The 14,790-nt window shown below is 72.8% G+C and carries 16 protein-coding genes; 9 read left to right on the plus strand and 7 right to left on the minus strand.

Annotated features, from left to right (window positions below; all coding sequences use genetic code 11):
- Positions 1-55: 55 nt before the first annotated feature.
- The gene (locus tag ACWEJX_RS21545) at positions 56-1,243 is read left to right on the plus strand and encodes a CynX/NimT family MFS transporter (protein WP_451609045.1); all 1,188 of its coding nucleotides are present in this window, start codon (positions 56-58) and stop codon (positions 1,241-1,243) included.
- 152 nt (positions 1,244-1,395) lie between these two features.
- Here ACWEJX_RS21545 and ACWEJX_RS21550 read toward each other — a convergent pair whose 3' ends face one another.
- Genes ACWEJX_RS21550 through ACWEJX_RS21565 form a run of 4 tightly spaced genes read right to left on the minus strand, consistent with a single transcriptional unit; the run spans position 1,396 to position 4,946 of the window.
- Positions 1,396-2,115: an ABC transporter permease gene (locus tag ACWEJX_RS21550; protein WP_451609025.1), complete on the minus strand. Its 720-nt coding sequence runs from the start codon at positions 2,113-2,115 to the stop codon at positions 1,396-1,398.
- A gap of 14 nt (positions 2,116-2,129) precedes the next feature.
- Complete coding sequence (locus ACWEJX_RS21555) at positions 2,130-3,041, minus strand: ABC transporter ATP-binding protein (protein ID WP_451609026.1); 912 nt, start codon at positions 3,039-3,041, stop codon at positions 2,130-2,132.
- Position 3,042: 1 nt separating this feature from the next.
- A complete protein-coding gene (locus tag ACWEJX_RS21560; RefSeq protein WP_451609027.1) occupies positions 3,043-3,984 on the minus strand; it encodes an ABC transporter permease in 942 nt (313 codons plus the stop codon).
- Positions 3,981-4,946, minus strand: coding sequence for an ABC transporter ATP-binding protein (locus tag ACWEJX_RS21565; RefSeq protein ID WP_451609046.1), 966 nt, complete (start codon positions 4,944-4,946; stop codon positions 3,981-3,983). The genes ACWEJX_RS21560 and ACWEJX_RS21565 overlap by 4 nt, the downstream gene beginning before the upstream one ends.
- 241 nt (positions 4,947-5,187) lie before the next feature.
- On the opposite strand from ACWEJX_RS21565, the gene ACWEJX_RS21570 reads away from it, so the two are divergent.
- The 7 genes from ACWEJX_RS21570 to ACWEJX_RS21600 all read left to right on the plus strand — a co-directional run bounded on the left by ACWEJX_RS21570 (position 5,188) and on the right by ACWEJX_RS21600 (position 11,349).
- Complete coding sequence (locus ACWEJX_RS21570; RefSeq protein ID WP_451609028.1) at positions 5,188-6,084, plus strand: M24 family metallopeptidase; 897 nt, start codon at positions 5,188-5,190, stop codon at positions 6,082-6,084.
- Positions 6,084-7,874 carry an SDR family oxidoreductase gene (locus tag ACWEJX_RS21575; protein WP_451609029.1) on the plus strand — a complete coding sequence of 597 codons (1,791 nt, stop codon included), beginning with the start codon at positions 6,084-6,086 and terminating at the stop codon, positions 7,872-7,874. The genes ACWEJX_RS21570 and ACWEJX_RS21575 overlap by 1 nt, the downstream gene beginning before the upstream one ends.
- A 167-nt stretch (positions 7,875-8,041) precedes the next feature.
- On the plus strand, positions 8,042-8,956 hold the full coding sequence (locus ACWEJX_RS21580) for a MerR family transcriptional regulator (protein ID WP_451609047.1): 915 nt from the start codon (positions 8,042-8,044) through the stop codon (positions 8,954-8,956).
- Between the two features lie 89 nt (positions 8,957-9,045).
- Complete coding sequence (locus ACWEJX_RS21585; RefSeq protein ID WP_451609030.1) at positions 9,046-9,591, plus strand: RNA 2'-phosphotransferase; 546 nt, start codon at positions 9,046-9,048, stop codon at positions 9,589-9,591.
- Between the two features lie 36 nt (positions 9,592-9,627).
- Positions 9,628-10,089 (plus strand): hypothetical protein, encoded by a 462-nt coding sequence (locus tag ACWEJX_RS21590; protein ID WP_451609031.1) that lies wholly within the window; start codon positions 9,628-9,630, stop codon positions 10,087-10,089.
- Between the two features lie 37 nt (positions 10,090-10,126).
- Positions 10,127-10,984 (plus strand): LysR family transcriptional regulator, encoded by an 858-nt coding sequence (locus tag ACWEJX_RS21595; protein WP_451609032.1) that lies wholly within the window; start codon positions 10,127-10,129, stop codon positions 10,982-10,984.
- Between the two features lie 68 nt (positions 10,985-11,052).
- On the plus strand, positions 11,053-11,349 hold the full coding sequence (locus tag ACWEJX_RS21600) for a YciI family protein (RefSeq protein WP_451609033.1): 297 nt from the start codon (positions 11,053-11,055) through the stop codon (positions 11,347-11,349).
- 79 nt (positions 11,350-11,428) lie between these two features.
- On the opposite strand, the gene ACWEJX_RS21605 is transcribed toward ACWEJX_RS21600, so the two are convergent.
- From ACWEJX_RS21605 to ACWEJX_RS21615, 3 genes are all read right to left on the minus strand, one after another.
- Positions 11,429-12,139 (minus strand): hypothetical protein, encoded by a 711-nt coding sequence (locus tag ACWEJX_RS21605; protein WP_451609034.1) that lies wholly within the window; start codon positions 12,137-12,139, stop codon positions 11,429-11,431.
- Between the two features lie 95 nt (positions 12,140-12,234).
- The gene (locus tag ACWEJX_RS21610; RefSeq protein WP_451609035.1) at positions 12,235-13,068 is read right to left on the minus strand and encodes a hypothetical protein; all 834 of its coding nucleotides are present in this window, start codon (positions 13,066-13,068) and stop codon (positions 12,235-12,237) included.
- Positions 13,069-13,121: 53 nt separating this feature from the next.
- Positions 13,122-13,667: an RNA polymerase sigma factor gene (locus tag ACWEJX_RS21615; protein ID WP_451609036.1), complete on the minus strand. Its 546-nt coding sequence runs from the start codon at positions 13,665-13,667 to the stop codon at positions 13,122-13,124.
- Between the two features lie 87 nt (positions 13,668-13,754).
- Here ACWEJX_RS21615 and ACWEJX_RS21620 point away from each other — a divergent pair, with 87 nt between their 5' ends.
- Entirely contained in the window at positions 13,755-14,666 is a 912-nt protein-coding gene (locus ACWEJX_RS21620) for a serine/threonine-protein kinase (protein ID WP_451609037.1), read from the plus strand.
- Positions 14,667-14,790 lie beyond the last annotated feature (124 nt).

A 14,790-nucleotide genomic window follows, 5' to 3' on the forward strand; every position in this document is an offset into this window, starting at 1 on the left:
TGCGGGCAGTGCGGCCGTTTCCGCCGGCGCCGTCGGTGCGGGTGCCCGGCGGGCGCTGCTCGCGCACCCGGCGCTGCTCCTCGTCGGCATCGTGCTGGCCTCGCTCAACATGCGGGCCGCCCTCGCGAGCGTGTCGCCGCTGGTGAGCGAGATGGCGGAGACGTACGGCCTGTCGGCGGCGGCCAGTTCCCTGGTGACCTCGGTGCCGGTGCTCTTCCTGGGCCTCGGCGCGCTGGTGGCGCCCTGGCTCGGCCGGCGCTTCGGCGCCGAGCGGGTCCTCCTCGCTGCCCTCCTGCTGCTCGGCGCGGGCATCCTGGTGCGGATCCTGCCGACGGCGGCCGCGCTCTACGCGGGCGGTGTCCTGGTCGGCACGGCGATCGCCCTGCTCAACGTCCTGATGCCGGGCCTGATCAAGCGTGACTTCCCGGACCGGGCCGCGTCCATGACCTCCGTCTACACGGGCGCCATGATCGCGGGCGCCACCCTCGTCGCCGCCTCCTCGGTGCCGCTGGAGCGGGCTCTCGGCGGCTGGCAGGCGTCGCTGGGCGTCTGGTCGCTGCTCGCGGTCGTGGCGGCGCTCGCCTGGCTGCCGCAGCTGCTGATCGCCCGGGGGCGTACGGGGCACGGGGTGCGGGCCGTTCCCGTTCCGGCCGCTTCCGTGGCCGCGCGGCCGGTGAGCGTGTGGCGGTCGGCGCTGGCCTGGCAGGTCACGCTCTTCATGGGCCTTCAGTCGCTGTGGACGTACGTGCTGATCGCCTGGATGCCGACGATCTTCACGGACCACGGGATGAGCCGCTCCACCGCCGGTGTCGTCTTCGCCTTCAACAACCTGATGCAGGTGGCGGGCGCCTTCGTCGTGCCGCTGCTCGCGGGCCGGATGCGCGGCCAGCGCCCGCTGATCGTGCTGGTCACGTCGCTGGTGGCGGCCGGTTACGCGGGCCTCATGGCGGCCCCGGTCGCGGGCGCCTGGCTCTGGTCGGCGCTGCTCGGCGTCGGGCAGGGCGGTGCGGTGGGCCTCGCGCTCACCCTGATCGTGCTGCGCACGGGCGACGCGGCGACGGCCGCCCGGCTCTCCGGCATGGCCCAGACCGTCGGCTATCTCCTGGCCGCCGCCGGCCCATTGGCCGCGGGCGCCCTGCACCAGGCGAGCGGCTCCTGGACGCTGCCGCTGGCCGTGGTGCTCGGCGTCTGCGCGACGGCGCTCGCGGTGGGACTGCTCGCGGCCCGGAACCGTACGGTCTAGACGGACCGCGTCCGTCCTCCCGTACAGCTCCGGGCCGGCGAGGGCGTATCGCTCCGGGCCGGCGGGCCCGTACGCCTCCGGGCCGGCGAGGCCGTACGGCCCCGGCCGGCGGGCCCGTACGCCTCCGAACCGCGCGTCCGGGTCGGGCCGGTCTACTCCTCGCCCGCCAGCGTCATCGTCCGCAGCTTGGCTGCCGCGAACCAGGTCGCGCCGACCGTCACCGCGACGAGGAGCACCATCGCCGTCGGCAGCGCCACCTCGGAGGTGATCAGGGCGTCGCCGGTGACCTTCTCGGCGAGCGCGAGCGCCCACTGCTGGACGCTCAGGGTCTTGGCACCGGAGATCAGGGAGCCGAACAGCGCCTCCCAGACCAGGGCGTAGACCAGGCCGATGACGACGGCGTGCCGGCTGACCGTGCCCAGCAGCAGGAACAGCGCGCTGTAGGCGATGGAGGCCACCAGGGCCGCCACGGTGTAGGCGACCGCCACCTGCTGGCCGTTGCCGTTGAGGACGAAGCCGGCGATCAGGGTCGGCACGGCGGAGAAAACCATGGTGACGGCGACGGCCACGGTCAGCTTGGTGACGATGATCGTCGACCGCTTCACCGGCTTGGCGAGCAGATAGACGATCGAGCCGTCGTCGATCTCCGGTCCGATCGCTCCGGTGCCGGCGATCACGCCGATCAGCGGCACCATGGTGGCGAGCCCGAAGCCGCCGAGGAAGTTGGCGGCGACCTGGTCGTCGGCGCCGTTGAACATCCGGACCGCCGCGGCGATCACGATCAGCAGGGCGGGCAGCGCGAAGAGGATCAGCGCACGCCGGCGGCCGAGGAGGGCCCGGTAGGTGAGCCGGGCGACGGTGGGGTGATACATCGGTCGGGCTCCTTTCAGGCCGTGACGAGGTACGAGAAGACGGATTCGAGGGACTCGTCCGAGGGCGAGACCGTGTGCAGCCTGATGCCCTGCTCCTTGGCGACCTTCGGGAGCAGCGCGGTGAACCGGCCGAAGTCCACGGCCTGGACGCGCAGGGCCCCCTCCGTGAGGTCGACCTCGATGCCGGCCGTCGACGGGTCGGCGATGAGCGCCGCCGCGAGCGCCCGGTCGTCGCTGGAGCGGACGAGATAGCGGTGCGGCCGGTCGGTCATCAGCCGGCGGATGCGCCGGAAGTCGCCGGAGGCGGCGTGCCGTCCGGCCACGATCACCTCGATGTGCGAGGCGAGCTGCTCGACCTCCTCCAGGATGTGCGAGGAGAACAGCACCGTGCGGCCGTCGGCGCCCATCCGGCGCAGCAGGTCCATCAACTGCATGCGCTGGCGCGGGTCCATGCCGTTGAACGGCTCGTCGAGCAGCAGCACCGACGGCTCGTGGACGAGGGCCGAGGCCATCTTCACGCGCTGCCGCATGCCCTTGCTGTACGTGGCGATCTTGCGGTCCTGCGCGTACTCCATCTCCACCGTGGCGAGGGCCTTCTGGGCCTCCGCGTCGCCGAGGCCCTGCAACTCGGCGTTGGCGACGACGAATTCGCGGCCGGTGAGGAAGTCGTACATCGCCTCCCGCTCGGGCACGACGCCGATCGCCTTGTAGACCGACTCGTTGCGCCAGATCGTCTCCCCGTCGAGGGTGACGGTGCCGGTGGAAGGGGCGAGGAAGCCGCCCATCATGTTGATGAGGGTGGACTTGCCGGCGCCGTTGGGACCGAGCAGTCCGGTGACGCCCGGGCCGATGGTCATGGTGACGTCGTTGACGGCCACCACGTTGCCGAACCAGCGCGAGGCGTGGTCGATGTTCAGGACCGTCATGTCACAGCCCGACCTTTCGGTAGCGGCGCATCAGCACACCGTACGAACCGGCGATGAGCGCGAGGACGACCAGCAGGTAGATCACGCCGACCCCGGTGCCGGGCGCCGCGGCCTCCCCGCCGGGTGCGGCGGTGGGCGCGCCGAGGAAGGCGTCCTGCACCCCGCCGATGAGGGTGAGCGGGGAGAACAGGCCGATCCACTTGACAGCGCCCACGTGGTCGGTGCTGTAGGCGATGCCCTGGAGGGTGGAGACCGCTCCGTACGAGATCACCAGCGTGGCGATGACGGCGGCGACGCCGAAGCCGCGGCGCGGGGTGAGGGCCGCCATGACGAGCCCGATGCCGCCGAAGAGGAGGGACAGCAGGGCCACGGACACCAGGCCCTGGCCGAACATCTCGGTCTGGTCGGCGAAGTCCATCTTGGCGAGCAGCGATCCGATCCAGAGGATCAGCAGGGGGGAGGCGGTCAGGATGAAGAGCGCCGAGCTCATCGCGGCGAACTTGGCGAGGACGTAGTCCACGCGCTCGATCGGGCGGGCGAAGTACAGCGGCACGGTGCGGAAGCGCAGGTCGCGGGAGACGGACTGCGGGGCCTGGGCGGCCACGAAGATGGCGATCACCATCTGGAGGAAGATCGCGTACTGCGTGTACTCCATCACCAGCTTCGGGGCCTTGGTGAAGACCGCGACGGCCACGATGACCAGGGCGGGCACGCACATCACGGCGAACAGCAGCATCGGCAGCACCTTGGACTTGGCGCTGCGGCCGAGGCCGTACGCGCCGCGCAGCGACTGCGAGAACAGCGCCCGGCGGGCGGCGGCGCGGCCGAGGCGCGGTCCGTCGTAACTGCGGTATCCGATGTTGTGGATACGGGTGTCCGCAGAGCCGTTCGCCGAGTTGTTCGCCGAGTTGTTCGCCGAGTTCTCGGTGGCGTGGGTGCTCATCGCGCCGGCACCTCCTCCTCCTGCTGCTGGTCCTTGGCCTTGAAGACCTCGGCGATGTGGTGGCGGCGCTGCTCCATGCGGACCAGGCCGAGGCCGAGGCCGGCGACGGTGTCGCGGACGAGGTCGTGGATCTCCTCGCCCGGGGCGTCGAGGAGCAGGATGTGACCGGCGCCCGGCAGCCCGTCCTCCACGCCCGCGTGGAGCGTGACACCGGCGGCGGTGAGGGCCGCACGCAGCGCCTCCGTGCCGTCCGGGTGCTCGTCGGTGTCGGTGACCTCGACGGCGAGGGTGGTCGTGCTGCGGGTGAAGTCGCGGGTGGAGCTGGAGCGGAGCAGCTTGCCGCCGTCGATGACGACGACGTGGTCGCAGGTGCGCTCCAGCTCGCCGAGCAGGTGCGAGGTGACCAGGACCGAGATGCCGAAGTCCGTCCACACGCGGCGGATCAGGCCGAGCATGTCGTCGCGGCCGACCGGGTCGAGGCCGTTCGTCGGCTCGTCGAGCAGCACCAGCTGCGGGTCGTGGACGAGGGCCTGGGCCAGTTTCACGCGCTGCTTCATGCCGGTCGAGTAGCCGCCCATGGGGCGGTAGCGCTCCTCGTACAGACCGACGTGGCGCAGGGTGTCGGCGGTCCGCTCGCGGGCGGCGGTCGGCGGCAGGCCGGACATGCGCGCCATGTGGACGACGAACTCGGTGGCCGAGACGTCGGGCGGCAGGCAGTCGTGCTCCGGCATGTAGCCGACGCGCTCGCGGATCCGGTCGCCGGCGGTGGCGACGTCGAGTCCGAGGACCTCGGCGCGGCCCTCCGTGGCCGGGGACAGACCGAGCAGGATCTTGATCATCGTGGACTTGCCGGCTCCGTTGGCACCCACCAGTCCGGTCACACCGGGCCCGATGTCCAGGGAGAGCCGGTCGAGAGCGGTCACCCGGGGGAACCGCTTGCTGAGGCTTTCGGTGGCGATCACAGTCACGCTTCGAAGGTAGTGGTGTGCGTCACGGCCAGTCGTCAGCCCAACGGCTCGATCCCTCTCCGACTCCAGACGTACAAGCCCGTAGGGGAGCCGCGACCAAGGTCTCGTTTTCCACAGGCCCGTGCACACCCCTTGACGCAGCCGCCAGGCATTGTCACATTCATCGATGTCAAGTTACGGACGCGTAGGGCTACCGGACGCTCACGCGCGCTCACACACGGACGGGCGGGGTGGCATGGCATCGGCAGGTACGGCGGCGGGCGCGGCGGCGGGTACGGCGGCAGGCACGGCGGCGACCCGGGAACTCACCGAGGAGCTGCGCGGCTTCAGAGAGGTGCAGCGGCTCTCGTACGCGTGCGCGGAGGCCGTCGCGGCCCAGCTCAAGCCGGGCGTGACGGAGCGCGAGGCGGCGCGGATGCAGCGCGAGTGGCTGTACGAGCGCGGGGTGCGGGACTGGTTCCACCGGCCCTTCGCCTGGTTCGGCGACCGCACGGCCTTCGTCGACTTCAAGATCCCGCTCCAGTTCTTCCCCACGAACCGGAGGCTGGAGGCCGGGATGCCGTTCATCCTGGACATGGCCCCGGTCCACAAGGGCTACACGGCGGACATCGGCTACTCCGGCTGCCTCGGCCTCAACCCGGTCCACGACAAGCTGCTCGCCGACCTCAAGGACCACCGTGAGCTGATCCTGCGCGAGGTGCGCGAGCGCCGCACGCTGCGGGAGATCTACGAGGACGTGGACCGGCTCATGGTCCGCCAGGGCTACGCGAACCGGCACCGGGCCTATCCCTTCGGTGTCATCGCCCACAAGATCGACCGGGTCAGGGAGCGCCGCTGGGCGCCCACCCTGTTCGGCTTCGGCACCCAGTCCCTCAAGGGCCTGGCGAGCGACGCCCTGCACGGCCACCGCGACGGCTGGTCGCCGCTGTGGTCCCCGTACAAGTTCTCCGACCACCCGCCCAGGCCGGGCCTGTGGGCGGTCGAGCCGCACCTCGGATTCCGGGGCACGGGCGCGAAGTTCGAGGAGATCCTGGTCGTCACCGACTCCAAGGACCCCGAGCAGAGCGCGTTCTGGCTGGACGACGACCTGCCGCACGTGCGGCGCTGGAACGAGGAAGGGACGGCGGCCTGATGGCGGGCATCGCGGGACGCAAGGGGGCTCGGGAGCGCTGGGTCCGTACCGGCGGGATCGAGCTGTGCGTGGCCGAGCTGGGCGACGCGAGCCGGCCGACCGTGCTGCTCGTGCACGGCTATCCGGACTCCAAGGAGGTCTGGTCGGAGGTCGCGGTCCGGCTCGCCGAACACTTCCACGTGGTGCTCTACGACGTGCGCGGCCACGGCCGGTCGACGGCGCCGGTGCCGCTGCGCGGCGGGTTCACCCTGGAGAAGCTGACGGACGACTTCCTCGCGGTCGCGGACGCGGTCAGCCCGGACCGCCCGGTCCACCTGGTCGGCCACGACTGGGGCTCGGTGCAGTCCTGGGAGTTCGCGACCGTGCCGCGCACCGAGGGCCGGATCGCCTCCTTCACCTCGATGTCCGGGCCGTCCCTCGACCACTTCGGGCACTGGATCAAGAACCGGATGGCCAGGCCCACCCCGCGCCGGGTCGGCCAGCTCCTCGGCCAGGGCGCCAAGTCCTGGTACGTGTACCTGCTGCACACGCCGTCGCTGCCGGAGCTCGCGTGGCGCGGGCCGCTCGGGAAGCGCTGGCCGCGCATGCTGGAGCGGGTCGAGGGGATCCCGGCCGGCGACTACCCGACGCCGTCCCTGCCGACCGACGCGGCACACGGCGCCTGGCTCTACCGGGACAACGTGCGGGCCCGGATGCTCCGCCCCCGCACCGACGCGTACGCGCACGTGCCGGTGCAGCTCATCACGCCGACCGGTGACGCCTTCCTCTCCGAGCGGCTCTACGACGACCTGGCCGCCTGGGTGCCGGACCTGACCCGGCGCACGCTGCCGGCCAAGCACTGGGTGCCGCGCACCAGGCCCGACCAACTGGCGGCGTGGATCACCGAGTTCGTGGAAGCCAACGAGGACCCGGCGGCCAAGGCACCGAAGACGGCGGCGAAGAGCGGGGTGCGCCCGGAGTACGCGGAGCGCTTCGGCGGCCAGCTGGTCCTGGTGACCGGCGCCGCCAGCGGCATCGGCCGGGCCACCGCCTTCGCCTTCGCCGAGGCCGGCGCCCGGGTGATAGCCGTGGACCGGGACGCCGAGGGCGCGGCCCGTACGGCGGAGATGTCCCGGCTCATCGGGGCGCCCGCGGCCTGGGGCGAGACCGTCGACGTCGCCGACGAGCAGGCGATGGAGAAGCTGGCCGCGAAGGTGGCGAGCGAGTACGGCGTGGTCGACGTCCTGGTCAACAACGCGGGGATCGGCCTGACCGGCTCCTTCTTCGACACCACGAGCGAGGAGTGGAAGCGGGTCCTCGACGTCAATCTGTGGGGCGTGATCCACGGCTGCCGGGCCTTCGGCGCACAGATGGCCGAGCGCGGCCAGGGCGGCCACATCGTCAACACGGCGTCGGCGGCGGCCTTCCAGCCCTCCCGCGCGCTGCCCGCGTACAGCACGTCGAAGGCGGCGGTGCTGATGCTCAGCGAGTGCCTGCGAGCCGAGCTGGCGGGGCGGGGCATCGGGGTCTCGGCGATCTGCCCGGGCATCGTGAACACGGGCATCACGTCGACCGCACGGTTCGCGGGCGTCACGGACGAGGCGGAGGAGAAGCGCCGCCAGAAGAAGGCGTCGCGCCTCTACGGGCTGCGCAACTACCCGCCGGAGAAGGTCGCAGACGCGATCCTGCGCGCGGTGCTGCGCAACGAGGCCGTGGTTCCGGTGACCCCGGAGGCCCGCGGCGCCCACGTCCTGTCCCGGCTGGCGCCGGGCCTGCTGCGCGGCCTCGCGCGCTGGCAGCCGCCGGCGTAGGCGACGGCCCGGGCGGGGCGGGCCGGGTCGTACGATCCCTCGGCGGGTGAAGGGAGCGGTCGGTGGGAGCGGTTTTGTCGGAGCAGTCAGCACATCCGGGGTCCGGGCCGGGGCCGGGGTCGGGGTCCGGGTCGGGGTCCGGGTCGGGGTCGCATCCGGAGTACCGGATCGAGGACCTGGCCCATCGCAGCGGAGCCACCGTGCGCACGATCCGCGCCTACCAGGACCGCGGTCTGCTGCCCCGCCCGGAGCGCCGCGGCCGGTCGAACGTGTACGGGGACACGCATCTGGCCCGGCTGCGGCAGATCGCCGACCTGCTGGACCGCGGCTACACCCTGGCCTCCATCAAGGAGCTCCTGGAGGCCTGGGACGCCGGGCGCGGGCTCGGCGGGGTGCTGGGTCTCGTCGCCGAGGTCGACGGGCCGTGGACGGACGAGGAGGCCGACCGGATCTCGCGCGCCGAGCTCGACGCCCGGTTCGGCGGCCGGCCCGACGAGGACGCGGTCCGGGAGGCCATAGAGCTCGGTGTCCTGGAGCGCATCCCGGACCGGGAGACCGAGGAATACCTCGTCCCGAGCCCCCAAGAGCTCGCGGTGGCCGCCGAGTTGCACGCGGCGGGCGTGCCGCTCGCCGCCATCACCGGCCATCTGAGGGAACTTCGCGGTCAGGTCGAGCACATCGCCGCCCGTTTCCTGGAGTTCACCAGCGAGCACGTCTTCGCCCGCTATCTGGAGCACCGGCCGCCGACGGACGCGGACGCGGAGGAGGCGACGGATCTGGTGCGCCGGCTCCGCCCGCTCGCCCAGCAGACCGTGGACGCCGAACTGGCGCGGGCGATGCGCCTGTTCGCCACCGCTCACCTCCAGTTCCACCTGTCCCCGGACGCGCCCCCGCCGAGCGGCCGGGAGCCCCGTACGGTCGCGCTTCCGCCGGAGACGATCCGGGCCGTACAGCGGCTCGTTGGCCAGGAGAACGTGTCGGCGTTCATCGCGGCGGCGGCCGAACGCGAGGTGCAGACCAGGACATTGGATGCACTTGCCTCAAACAACCTGAAAAACAACCAAGTCGATCAATCCATCTGATTTTCCAGGCTCGTTGTCCACAGAAACGCCAACTTGCCTGTGGATAAATACAGTTGGCTGTGGATCAAACCTGGAGCTTCAATGAATTCATGAACGACGAGAAACGCACCGTGAAGGTGTCGAAATACCTCTCGAAACACCTGCGCCACCAGCCCGAACGGATCGGGCTCGTGCTCGACGCGCACGGCTGGACCGAGATCGACGCGCTCCTGCGGGCCGCCGCCGCGCACGGCTTCCCGATCACCCGCGCCGAGCTCGACCACGTGGTCGCCGCCAACGACAAGAAACGCTTCGCGATCGAGGGCACCAGGATCCGGGCCAGCCAGGGCCACACCGTCCCGGTCGACCTCGGTCTGCCGGCCGCCGAACCGCCCGCGTACCTCTACCACGGTACGGTCGCCGGCCGGCTGCCCGCCATCCGGGCCGAGGGCCTGCGCCCCATGAGCCGGCACCACGTCCACCTCTCGCCCGACCGCGAGACCGCCACCCGCGTCGGCGCCCGCCGCGGCCGCCCCGTGGTGCTGAGCGTCGACGCCGGCGCGATGCACCGGGCCGGGCACGTGTTCCACGTCAGCGCCAACGGCGTCTGGCTCACCGACGCCGTACCGCCGGAGTTCATCCGCTTCCCCCGCTGAGGCCCGCACCGGCAGCGGTCGGGCATGATCGTCCCCATGGGAGCCCACCACCCGCACCTGCCCACCACCGAATCGGCCGTCGCCGCCATCCGCGAGGTGGCCCGGGAATTCAACCTGGAGATGCTGGTCACCGACGACATCGGCGCCGACCGGACCTCCCGCCGCACCTCCGCCGGCGCCTTCACCGTCCTCGACCCGGACGGCACCCTCCCCCACGAGGCGTTCGTCGAACTCGGCGGCACCCCGTCGGTCACCGTCCGCCTCTACCCCGAGGACGACGCGCAGATCACCGTCGAAGGCGTCGTCTTCGACGACGTCCCGCGCGACTCCGTACCCGCCTTCCTCCGCTCCGTCTTCGGCGGCCTCGCCCACGTCAAGGGCCGTTTCTTCCCGCCCGGCTGGTGGCTGGTCGTCCCGCTCCCCGGCGACGAGACCCACAAGGAGCCGGTCACCCTCCGCATGCTCTCCCCCTGGCTCTCGGGCCGGGTCCGGAAGTAGCTGCCGCGGGGGATGATGGCCGACGGGGAGGTGGCCCGTGGAGCTGCGGCAGCTCACATACTTCTGCGCCGTCGCCGAGGAGGAGAACCTCGGGCGGGCGGCGCAGCGGCTCGGCCTGCGGTCCCCCTCGCTGAGCCAGCAGATCCGCTCGCTGGAAGCGGAGCTCGGCGCCCCCCTGTTCGTGCGCTCCCCTGCCGGGATGACCCTCACGGCCGCGGGCGCGGCCCTGCTGCCCGAGGCGCGGGCGACGCTGGCGGCGGCGGAACGCGGCATCCGCGCGGTGGCGGCGGCATCGGCCGCGCGCGCGTGGACGGTGGGTGTGCCGCCGGGGGTGCCGCCCGAACTGCCACGACGGTTCCGCATCGCCGCCACGGCGGCCGGTGTGGCGCTGACCTTCGCGGACGCGGGCTCCGCCGAGCAGCTCGCCCGGCTGCGCCGCCGCGAACTCGACTGCTGCGTGCTGACGCTCCCGGCCGACACGGACGGCCTCGAATCGGTGGTGATCCACGACGAGCCGCTGGGTGTGCTGCTGGCCCCCGGGCATCCGCTGGCCGCGCGCGGCGCGATCGACTGGGCCGACCTGGAAGGACAGGAACTGCTCTGGTTCCGCCGGGAGCTGGCCCCCGGCTACCACGATGCCGTCCTGGCCGCCTGCCACGCCGCCGGCTGGCGACCCGCCGTGCGCGCCGTGCCTCCGCGCCGGGCGCTGCTCCTGGCCGAGTTGGGCTCGGGCGACCCGGTGGTCGCGCTGCGGCCCCGCCCCGCCGCGGAGGAACCGGGCCTGACATGGCGCCCGCTGGCACAGGACCCGCCCCGGCTGCGCCTGGCGCTCGCCTGGTCGAGTGACCTGCCTCACTCCGGGCTGCGCGCGATCGCCCGCACGCTGGCGCGTTAGGCAGCGGCTCAGCCGCATGAGGCGCTGCCTCGTGGACGGCCCCCGGCGATCAGGCGTTACCTGCCGACATGTTCATTCTGCTGCTGACCTACCGGGACGGGATCCTGGACCGGCTCGACGCACTGCTGCCGGAGCACTACGCGTACGTCGACCGGAACATCGCCGACGGCGTCTTCCTCCTGACCGGACGCCGGGTGCCGAGGACCGGCGGCGTGATCCTGGCCCGCGCCGACAGCCGGGAGACCATCGAGAAGGTCATCGCCGAGGACCCCTTCCTCCGCACCGGCGCCGTCACCTACGAAGTGATCGAGTTCGAGCCCACGCGTACCGCGCTCCCCGGCCTGCGCGCCTCGGGACGCCGGTGACCTCGCGCTGTCGTACGTGCCGGGCCGGGTGGTTCGGGGCCGGCTCCGCCCGGCGGCGCGGACGGAGCCGGGCCGCCGTTCAGGAGGCGAGGCGGTTCAGTGCCGCGGTGGCGATGCCTTCGACGGAGGTCGGGGCGTCGGTGGGCCGGCCGGTGAGCTCGACGACGGCGACCCTGGTGCCGCTGCGCAGGACCGCGACCCCGCCGCTGACGGCGCCGTCTCCGTTGTGGGCCGGGTACCAGCGGGCGGTGCCGCCGGCGGTGGTCAGGGTGTGGGCCGCGCCGTAGTACCAGTGGCCGGCGGGCTCGTTCTGGCAGTCCTGGACGAGCCCGACGAGCTGCTTCTCCCAGGTGGCGGCCGCGGTCTTGGTGGGGGCGCTCGCCGCCGACTCGGTCAGCACGCCGTCGGTGGTGAAGCTCCAGGTCACGGACGCGTACGCGGTGGCCTTGCCCTTGGTCAGGTCGCGCATCGTCTCCTCGCCGGAGCACGCGGACAGCGCCTGGCGTCCGTTCAGCGCGACGGTCGCGCCGACCGGGTTCAGACCCTGCCGGAAGAAGTCCTCGCTCTGGACGAGGTCGGCGGAGCCGAGCCCCGGCGCGACGGCCGCGACCGCGGCCGGGTGGGCGACGACCGGGTGGGCGGCGGCCCCGGTGGTGCGCGCGGCCCCGGCGGCGGTGGCCGACTGGGTGCCGACGACGGTGGCCGTGATCAGCGCGGCGGCGACGCAGGCCGCGGCGGCGAACCGGTTGCGGCGAACGGACTTCTGCTGGGCGGTCTGGTTCTCGGTCATCTTGGTCCCCCTGCTGGTCGGGACGCCTGCTGCGTCCTCGTACAACCGGGGTGATGCCGCCGGCGGAGGGAAAGTTGGAGCCCCGACCCGCTGTTTCACAGCTGTGACAGAGCGGTCCTGACGACGCGGTCCATCGCGGCCCTCCCCAGGCAGGCGTCGACCTCCAGCACCCCGTAGTGGGTGCCGCTGCGCAGCACGGCGATGCCGCCGCAGGGCTCCTCGCCCTCGGGCGCCGTGCCGGTGGTGTTGAGGGATCCCTGGTAGGCGCCCATCCAGCTCGCGGTGACGTCCGGGGCGAGCCGCACGGTCGTGGTCCTTCCGTAGACCCAGTGCCCTGGCGTTTCCTCCTGGCAGGGCACCTGCTCCAGCAGCAGGCGCTGGGCGAAGTTCTGCGCCAGGGAAGGGCTCCGGGCCTCGGCGGCGACCTCGCGGGCGACCTGGTCGGCGCCGTCCAGGGCCAGCGTGGGGTCGTCCGGCTCGGTGCGGGTGCTGGTCATCAGTCCGCGGAAGTGGGCACCGGGTCCGCCCAGGGTCTCGGTGAGGGTCTTCTCCCCGGTGCAGGCCGCGTTGGCGTAATGCCCGTCGCCGTACCGGTCGGTGACGTGGATCCGACCGACGCCGACATCCGGGCTGAACGCCGCGGGTTCCAGCAGGTTCGCCTTCGTCACCGGCCCGGTCGCACCGGTCGGCGAGCCGGAGACCGAGCCGGAGACCGAGCCGGAGGCCGAACCGGAGGCCGAGCCGGAGGCCGAGGGCGCGGGCGTCGGCGTGGACACGCCGGGCGCCGGGAGGGCGGACGTGCCCCGGGACGCCCCGCCGGCGGCGGCACCCGACCGCGCACCCGGGGGCGCGTCGGCCCCGGGCGGCGGCGGCAGGACGAATCGGCCGGTCACCAGCCCGAGCGCGGCGGCCGTCACCAGAGCGGCCACGGCGGACCGGTACCGGATGACGGCGCGACCGCCGCCCTGAGCGGGACCGCCGTTCACCGACCGGTGACCAGGCGCTCGCGCATGAAGCGGCGGGCCTGGTGGATACGGTCCTTGACCGTGCCCAACGGGGCGTCCAGCTGCTCGGCCACCTGGACGTAGGTCAGGTCGCCCAGGTCACGCAGCACGAAGGACTCCACCAGGGTGGGGTGCTGCCGCTCCAGCGCGGCCAGCGCCTCCATCAGGTCGAGCCGGGTCCCCGCGATGACGCTGGTGGTGCGCGGGTCGACGGAGTCGGGGAGGTCGGCGTGGCTGTCCTCGGCGCGCCGGCGCATCGAGCGGTAGGTCGACCGGGCGGCGTTCGAGGCGATCACCGTCACCCAGCCCAGGAAGGAGCCGTGGCCGCCGTACTCCCCCAGGTGCTTGCTGATGGACAGGAGCGCGTCCTGCGCGGCCTCCTCCGCGTCGGCGTGGTGAGGCAGGAAGCGCGAGCAACGGCGCAGCACCACCGGCCGCAGTTTGGCCAGCAAATACTCCATCGACCCCGGGTCGCCGGCCTGAGCGGCCGTCACGAGCCGCTCCAGCTCGCCTTCCTCGAACACTCGGATCCCCCCGGTTCCTGCCGCCTGGCATCACACCCGCCGAACGGGCGTTCCACACCCCCGCCGACTCCGGCAGAATGCTGCCACATGCGCAAGCTCGGCCGTTACCTCCTTCTGGAGCGGCTCGGAGCCGGCTCCTTCGCGACGGTCTGGAAGGCCTACGATCCGGAGCTCGACACCGAGGTCGCGGTGAAAGTGCTGGCCGAGAACTGGGCCGCCAACGCCGATGTGCGCGAGCGGTTCCTGGCGGAGGCGAGGCTGCTGCGCCGCATCGCCAGCCCGCGGGTGGTCCGGGTGCACGACGTCGGGGTGCAGGAGGACCAGCCCTACTTCGTCATGGACCTCGTCCGCGGCGGCACCCTGGAGGACCGGGTCGGGCAGTGCGACCCGCAGGAGGCGCTGCGGCTGGCCGCGGAGGCGGGCTACGCGGTCCAGGTCCTGCACGAGGCGGGTGTGGTGCACCGCGACGTCAAGCCGTCCAACCTGCTGCTCGCCACCGGCCCCGCGCCCGCCGCGGTGCTGGTGGCGGATCTGGGCAGCGCGAAGCAACTGGCCGACGCGTCCGGGCTGACGGTGACCACGGGTACGCCCGCGTACATGGCCCCGGAGCAGGCCTTCCAGACCGACGGGTTCGACGGCAGGGCCGACGTGTACGCGCTGGCCGTCGTGGCCTACGAGCTGCTGACCGGGCGGAAGCCGTTCGGCCCGGGCGGGCGCGCCACGGCCCTGATGACCGACCAGCCGTCCGCCTCGACGCTGCCGGCGCTCCCTGCCGGAGCGGAGCTCCCACCCCACGTCGACCTGCTGCTGCGGGCCGCGATGTCCGTCGAGCCGGCGGACCGACCGCCGACCGCCCGGGCCTTCGCAGACGCGCTGCTGGCTCCGGTGCCACAGTCCCGGCCCGCGGAAGGCCCCGCATGGCTGACCCCCCGCGCGGTCTGTGTGGCGTCGGCCACGGTGTTCACGGCGACGACCCTGCTGAGCTGGCTGCAGCGTTGAACCCGGCAGGGAGCCGGTCCGCACCGGCGGGGAGCCGGTCCGCACCGGCGGGGAGCCGGTCCGCACCGGCGGGGAGCCGGTCCGCACCGGCGGGGAGCCGGTCCGCACCGGCGGGGAGCCGGTC

The organism is Streptomyces sp. NPDC004788 (genome assembly GCF_053601115.1).

Excerpts from the sequence above, each read along its gene's own strand:
- ACWEJX_RS21550 (WP_451609025.1), bottom strand. The coding sequence starts at position 2,115 with ATGTATCACCCCACCGTCGCCCGGCTCACCTACCGGGCCCTCCTCGGC.
- ACWEJX_RS21555 (WP_451609026.1), bottom strand. The coding sequence starts at position 3,041 with ATGACGGTCCTGAACATCGACCACGCCTCGCGCTGGTTCGGCAACGTG.
- ACWEJX_RS21560 (WP_451609027.1), bottom strand. The coding sequence starts at position 3,984 with ATGAGCACCCACGCCACCGAGAACTCGGCGAACAACTCGGCGAACAAC.
- ACWEJX_RS21570 (WP_451609028.1), top strand. The coding sequence starts at position 5,188 with ATGGCATCGGCAGGTACGGCGGCGGGCGCGGCGGCGGGTACGGCGGCA.
- ACWEJX_RS21575 (WP_451609029.1), top strand. The coding sequence starts at position 6,084 with ATGGCGGGCATCGCGGGACGCAAGGGGGCTCGGGAGCGCTGGGTCCGT.
- ACWEJX_RS21585 (WP_451609030.1), top strand. The coding sequence starts at position 9,046 with ATGAACGACGAGAAACGCACCGTGAAGGTGTCGAAATACCTCTCGAAA.
- ACWEJX_RS21590 (WP_451609031.1), top strand. The coding sequence starts at position 9,628 with ATGGGAGCCCACCACCCGCACCTGCCCACCACCGAATCGGCCGTCGCC.
- ACWEJX_RS21600 (WP_451609033.1), top strand. The coding sequence starts at position 11,053 with ATGTTCATTCTGCTGCTGACCTACCGGGACGGGATCCTGGACCGGCTC.
- ACWEJX_RS21605 (WP_451609034.1), bottom strand. The coding sequence starts at position 12,139 with ATGACCGAGAACCAGACCGCCCAGCAGAAGTCCGTTCGCCGCAACCGG.
- ACWEJX_RS21620 (WP_451609037.1), top strand. The coding sequence starts at position 13,755 with ATGCGCAAGCTCGGCCGTTACCTCCTTCTGGAGCGGCTCGGAGCCGGC.